Annotated in this window: 4 protein-coding genes; 2 read left to right on the top strand and 2 right to left on the bottom strand. The window is 42.4% G+C overall.

Features of this window, described 5'->3' with window-relative positions:
* Positions 1-176: 176 nt before the first annotated feature.
* Both EHS11_RS12300 and EHS11_RS12295 read right to left on the bottom strand, forming a co-directional pair.
* Positions 177-1,454, bottom strand: a complete 1,278-nt coding sequence (locus EHS11_RS12300; RefSeq protein ID WP_135764702.1) for an oligosaccharide flippase family protein — start codon at positions 1,452-1,454, stop codon at positions 177-179.
* A 2-nt stretch (positions 1,455-1,456) separates the two neighbouring features.
* The gene (locus EHS11_RS12295; RefSeq protein WP_246047843.1) at positions 1,457-2,449 is read right to left on the bottom strand and encodes a phosphatase PAP2 family protein; all 993 of its coding nucleotides are present in this window, start codon (positions 2,447-2,449) and stop codon (positions 1,457-1,459) included.
* 71 nt (positions 2,450-2,520) lie between these two features.
* Between EHS11_RS12295 and EHS11_RS12290 the strand changes: the two genes are divergently transcribed.
* On the top strand, positions 2,521-3,342 hold the full coding sequence (locus EHS11_RS12290; RefSeq protein ID WP_210413685.1) for a lysophospholipid acyltransferase family protein: 822 nt from the start codon (positions 2,521-2,523) through the stop codon (positions 3,340-3,342).
* Between the two features lie 98 nt (positions 3,343-3,440).
* On the top strand, positions 3,441-6,809 hold the full coding sequence (locus EHS11_RS12285; RefSeq protein WP_135764713.1) for a methylmalonyl-CoA mutase family protein: 3,369 nt from the start codon (positions 3,441-3,443) through the stop codon (positions 6,807-6,809).
* Positions 6,810-6,818: the final 9 nt, after the last annotated feature.

Raw genomic sequence — 6,818 nt, 5'->3', positions numbered from 1 at the left:
TGGCTAGGGGACTTTACAAATTACAATCTGCGGCAATCATGTGGAAGTTACTTACTTATGGGTAACGGGATGGGAGGAAACCCCACCCAATGTCGATAGGGCGGGGATAGTATTCTAAAAACTCATTTCCCCTTATTTCGATAAACCCCCTCGCCACCGCGGGAAACATAGAACGTTTACCGTCTGAAGTAGGCCAAAAAATAACCTACCAAAATCAACCAGGATACGATCTGTCCCAAAAAGAGAGAGACCGCCGCCCCATTTGCCCCCCAGTCTGGAACGATCCAAAAATCGAACAAAGCACCGAATACTAATCGGAGTAAGGCGAGTCCGGCAAGCATGCGTGGTTGACCCAAGGCAAAAAGTGCCATTCCCAAAGGGGCAAACACCAATTGTAATAGGAAATTGGGGTATAGAATTTTAAAAACGGAAATTGAGTTGGAATATTTGGCACCGAATAACAATGTCAAGATGGGTTCCGCTAAAAAAATTCCCGGCAATAAACAAATGGCAATCAATCCGCCCAGTGCCACGGCTTTCTTTAAAAAATCGGCGAATTCGGGCGTATCTGCAAGCCTTGATAATTTCGGGTAAATGATGGAATTGAAAGTAGCAAGTATTATGATAAATCCACTAAACAACTGCAATGCGGTTCCGTAATCCGCAACGATATCGGAAGGATGAAATTGGTTGAGAAAAAATACTTCCAGACGATCGGAAAGGATGGCCAGAATGGATGCAGCGAACGCCCAAAGATTGAACAACATCAGATTTTTTTCTTTTTCTTTCACTTCCTCTTTGGGGGCGGACCATGAGAGCTCTTCTTTCCGGAAAAAGAAAAAAAACAGAAACAATACGAACAAAGGAGATACTGCAAAAATAGTTAATATATCCAGATAAGTCAGAGGGTGGATGGAGGTTTCGGCTAAATAATAGAGTACACTCAGCCTTATCAAATTGGGAAGCGGGTTCCAAAGCGAGAGAGAGCTGTATTTTCGATATGATACGAATAGACTTTCAAAATAAGAGATAAAAGATACTATGATACCACCAAACAAAAGTATTGTGAGAACGAAATAGTTTTCATTCGTGACGGCATAGGCGAGTAGGCTTAATAAAGCAAGTAATAGAAAAGAATAAAATTTGATGCGGAGAGACGCTCGTAAAACCGCACCTGGATTTTCTTTTTTTTCCACCAGAGGAGAAATGTATTTAATCAAAGCAGTAGGTAGGCCGAATTCCGCAATGGCAAGAACTACTGGCAAAAAACTTAAGTAGTACTGAAATTTGCCATTTTCCGTTTTACTTAGCAAATTGACCGAATAGATCATAAATACCAAGTTTGCTACGGAAGAAAGTGCTTTTGAAGCACTGACAAAAAAGGAGTTTTTTAAAACTCCTTCCCGTCTCAGTTCCGATTTTAGCAGTAAGAATAGATTTTTGAGTTTTTTCATTCTTACTTGGAGAAAAGAAAACGCCCTCGAGAGATTTTTTGCAAAAGAACCGGAAATCCCAAAACCAGAGCGAAACTCACTAGAAAATAACGCAGATATTTCAGAAACAAATCATCCTTCCAGATTGTATTTTTAATGGCAAGGGATGGTAAAATATAAAATACAATTAAAAACAAAAAAAGAACAGCTAACCGGACAAATATGGATTGATAATCCGGCTTTCCTTCTTTTTTAGGGAACCCCCAATCCAAATTTTCCTCTTTGGAAAATCTCGGATAAAAAAGCAGCCCCATCCAAAATCCTGCAAGAGCCCCCGAAGCAGTTACGGCTCCCGCCAAACTATGGTAATGTTCACTTGAACTGTATCGGGAATCAAGTAAAAGTAAAGAAAGGGTGATTACGATCCCGAGTAGTCCCAAGGTTCTGTATTTTTCCGTTTTGAAAAAATAATGAGGAAGGGATTTTTTGTCTAAGGACCTTAATACCAGTATAATTAAAAACAAATGAATCAATCCCATCAGGAACCCCAAAGTGACATCTCCTAAAAAATGAACCCTAAGATACATTCGACTGAAAGGGGTGAGTATTATAACTGTTAAGGCAAAAATCCTAAATCCCAGGTTTTTAATCCGATAGACTAACAACCCCCATACGACTACGGCGCAATAGGCATGTCCCGAAGGAAAACCAAATGCTTTTTCATCAAAGGCCTCCGGGTAAGGATGGGGGCGGGGACTTTCAAAATAAAATTTGGCAAGTCCGATTACGATCCCTGAAGTCAATAATGCGAAGGAAAGTTCCAAGGAACGTTTGGGGCTGAAAAATACGAAGGCAGTGGAAATCAGTCCGAGGAAGAAAACCGTTCCCCCCAAAAAATGACAAACGAGGGAGAGGAAATGGAAGATCGTACCTAGACTTGGGTCCAAGCTGTGTAGTGAATCGAGTGGTCCCTGGGAAAACCAGATCGCTTGGTTGGAAAAAAATGAGTCATTCATAGGATTTTCCATCTAGAATGAAAATCCAACTTGATTTCATAAAGTTTTATTTTGTAATGATCGGTGTTTCTATGGAATCCACCGAAAAAGAAAACGATATTTTAGAGAGTCTGTTCGTAATTCCCCGCGAAGTCCCCAAAACCATTTTAAGAAATCTTTTGGAATTGATTTACGATGTGAAAGTCACAGGCTCCCATTTCATCCCGGAGACGGGCGGGGCAGTTTTTGTGTCCAATCACACGGATTATCTGGACATCCCGGTGCAAGGGGCGTATGCCGAAAGAAAAATCGTTTATTTAGGCAAATACGAGCTCTATCACCCCCAAGATGAGATTTTGAAATATCTCAATCATAAAAATTCTCCATTCTCTTACCCCCCTCTCAGTTTCACCAAACCTTTGGTGGCAGCAACATTGCAATCTCTCGGCGGGATCATTAAGGCCAATCTAATCAATTGGGGAAGTATGCCCATCATCCGCGATGCTGCGGGAGAATCCACAACCATGGACAAACGTGCGGCGATGCAGTACTATGAAAAATTGGAAAACTATATGGTGGATTTGACGAAGGAAGGAGAAATCCTTTCCATTTATCCGGAAGGTACCCGCTCGGAAACAGGGGAAATCGGATCTTTCAAAGCAATGGCAGCGAAGATTGCTATTCGTGCCAATGTTCCTATCATTCCTTCCGGGATCAGTGGTGCTACTAATATGTCCAAACCGGAAGCCTTTTTGTCCGGAAAGGCCTTCAAAACCAAAATTCGTTACAATATAGGAAAACCGATTTTGCCTTCCGAATTTCCCCAAGGTCCTGAAAAGAAAGCAGCAAAGGAACTGACCGAGATTTTAGAAGAGAGAGTGCGCTCGCTGATCGCTTCCCCCGAATCCGATTAAAGAATCCTGGCAAGAATAGTTCCAAAACTATGGCGGAGAAGGCTCAATTTAACATTGAATCTTCTCAATTCCTATGAGAATCTTGTATTTGTATGACAATGGAACTATCCCCTTATTCCCCAAAAAATAAAATACGTTTTGTGACGGCAGCCTCCCTGTTTGACGGGCATGATGCTTCCATCAATATCATGCGAAGGATATTGCAACAAAGCGGGGTGGAAGTTATCCATTTGGGGCACAACCGAAGTGTTCAGGAAATTGTAGAATGTGCCATCCAGGAAGATGTGCAAGGAATCGCAATTACCAGCTATCAAGGCGGGCATGTTGAATTTTTTCAATACATGGTCGACCTTCTGAAACAAAACGGAGCTTCTCATATACAGGTGTTTGGCGGCGGAGGCGGAACGATTCTTCCTTCCGAGATCGATCTGTTGCACAAATACGGAGTCACACATATCTATTCTCCCGATGAGGGACGTAATTTGGGTTTGCAAGGGATGATCAATGATGTTGTAAAACGATCCGATTTTCCCACACCTCTATCGTTTAACGGGGATTTGCAATCGCAAGTGCTGAATAAAAATCCTCTCGCTCTCGCCCAAGCTATCACTCAGATGGAGTTCGCATTATTACAAGACTCTCCTTCTCTTTCTCTCAAACTGAATTTTCCTCCGTCCGCAAAACAAATCCCTGTTTTGGGAATCACCGGAACCGGGGGAGCGGGTAAATCTTCTTTGACAGACGAATTGGTTCGTCGCTTTCTAACCGACTTTCCCGAAAAAACCATTGCGATATTATCCGTTGATCCTTCCAAAAGAAAAACAGGAGGAGCACTATTGGGCGATCGAATCCGAATGAATTCCATCTTCAACAAACGGGTGTATATGCGATCTTTTGCCACTCGTGAAGCGAATATTGCGCTCAACCGCAGTGTAAAAGGTGCCATTCGAATTTTAAAATCTGCGGGTTACGACTTGATCGTTGTAGAGACCGCGGGGATCGGACAAAGCGATTCTGAAATCACCGAAGTATCCGATGTATCATTGTATGTAATGACACCGGAATACGGTGCAGCAACACAATTGGAAAAGATCGATATGATCGACTTTGCAGATCTCATTGCGATCAACAAATTTGACAAAAGAGGCGCATTAGACGCATTACGCGATGTTAAAAAACAATACCAACGTTCCAAACAGGCATTTACGCAATCCATTGATGAGATGCCTGTTTACGGTACGATTGCTTCCCAATTTCAGGATGCGGGAACTGATGAACTTTATTGCAACTTGATCGAAAGTATCATTTCCAAAAACAAATTGGATTGGGTTTCCCGGTTCAGGGACAATCATTCATCTAACGAATATTCTGTGGTTCTTCCTCCCGATCGGGTTCGATATCTTTCCGAAATCAAAGAAGAAATCGATCGTAACGATACTTTTGTGGAAAAGGAATCTTCCCTTGCGAGACAAGCCTTTCAATTGAAAGGAACCATCGATCATTTTCAAAAAAAAGGAAAGGATGTTTCCGAACTGAATGCGGAATTTCAATCCGTTTGGAATTCGATGTTTACAGAAACCAGAACTCATATTGAAAATTGGCAGGAACGACTCGCCAGTTTTCGTGCGGAAAATTACAGTTATTTTGTAAGAGGAAAAGAGATCAAGGTGGCAAACTTCACCGAATCTCTCAGCCATCTCAAAATTCCGAAGATCGCCACACCAAAGTTTATCGATTGGGGAGAAATTGTACGCTGGTCCTACCAGGAAAATTTCCCGGGCTTTTTTCCTTATACGGCAGGAGTTTATCCTTACAAAAGAGCCGGGGAAGATCCTACCCGAATGTTTGCCGGAGAAGGTGGACCGGAAAGAACCAACCAAAGATTTCATTATCTCAGTTCGGGAACTCCCGCCAAACGTCTGTCAACTGCTTTTGACTCCGTGACTTTGTACGGAGAGGATCCGGATCTTCGTCCCGATATCTACGGCAAAATAGGAAACTCGGGAGTGAACATCGCCACATTGGATGATGCAAAAAAACTTTACTCCGGATTTGATTTATGCGATCCGTCCACTTCCGTTTCGATGACGATCAACGGACCTGCTCCCATGCTGCTTGCTTTTTTTCTAAATGCAGCCATCGACCAGTCTTGTGAAAAATACATTCGAAAAGAAGGTTTACTCGAACAGACCGAAAAAAAAATCGCAGAGATTTACAAAGAGAAAGGTCTCACCAAACCTACGTTTACTGGAAAGCTTCCCGAAGGTAACGACGGATTGGGGCTTCTGCTTCTGGGTGTAACGGGAGATCATGTTCTTCCCAAAGAAACGTATGAAAAAATCAAAAAGGACGCTCAGTCGCAAGTGCGTGGAACGGTTCAGGCGGACATTCTAAAGGAAGACCAGGCACAAAACACATGTATTTTTTCTACTGAATTCGCACTGAAGATGATGGGTGACATTCAGGATTATTTCATTAAGGAGAATGTTCGGAATTTTTATTCCGTTTCCATCAGCGGTTACCATATAGCAGAGGCAGGTGCCAATCCGATTACCCAAGTGGCTTTCACTCTGGCTAACGGATTTACCTATGTGGAATATTATCTCAGTCGAGGGATGAATATCGATGATTTTGCGCCGAACCTGTCTTTTTTCTTTTCCAACGGAATTGACCCTGAGTATTCAGTAATCGGTCGTGTGGCACGTAGGATCTGGGCAAAAGCGATGCGTTATAAATACAACGCAAACGAAAGATCCCAGATGTTGAAGTATCATATCCAAACATCGGGAAGATCTCTTCACTCTCAAGAGATCGACTTCAATGACATCCGTACAACATTACAAGCGCTATATGCGATTTATGATAATTGCAATTCACTTCATACGAATGCCTACGATGAAGCGATCACCACTCCTACGGAGGATTCCGTCCGTAGGGCCGTAGCCATCCAGCTCATCATCAATCGTGAGTTAGGTCTTGCCAAAAATGAAAATCCTTTACAAGGTTCTTTTATCATAGAAGAACTCACCGATCTTGTGGAAGCTTCGATCTTGGAAGAGTTTCACCGTATTACGGAAAGAGGCGGGGTTCTGGGTGCTATGGAAAGAATGTATCAACGGAATAAAATCCAGGAAGAATCCTTGCATTATGAAACTTTAAAACACACCGGAGAATATCCTATCATCGGGGTAAATACTTTCTTAAGTAAAAACGGTTCGCCGACTGTGATTCCCGGCGAAGTGATCCGTTCTACGGACGAGGAAAAGAAAAAACAAATCTCGAACCTTGAGTTCTTTCATAAAAGAAATGAAAAAGATGCGGAAGGTGTCGTCCATACTTTGAAAAAAACTTCCAAAGAGAAAGGAAATGTTTTTGGCGAGTTACTCGAAACTGTGAAAGTTGCCTCTCTTGGACAGATATCCCAAGCACTCTACGAAGTGGGCGGGCAGTATCGCAGAAATATGTAAGATCTGAGG

It is taken from the genome of Leptospira ilyithenensis (assembly GCF_004771005.1).
Taxonomy (GTDB): domain Bacteria; phylum Spirochaetota; class Leptospiria; order Leptospirales; family Leptospiraceae; genus Leptospira_A; species Leptospira_A ilyithenensis.
Note: the sequence above shows the minus strand (reverse complement) of the source record. Positions and strands in the feature narration are given on the sequence as shown.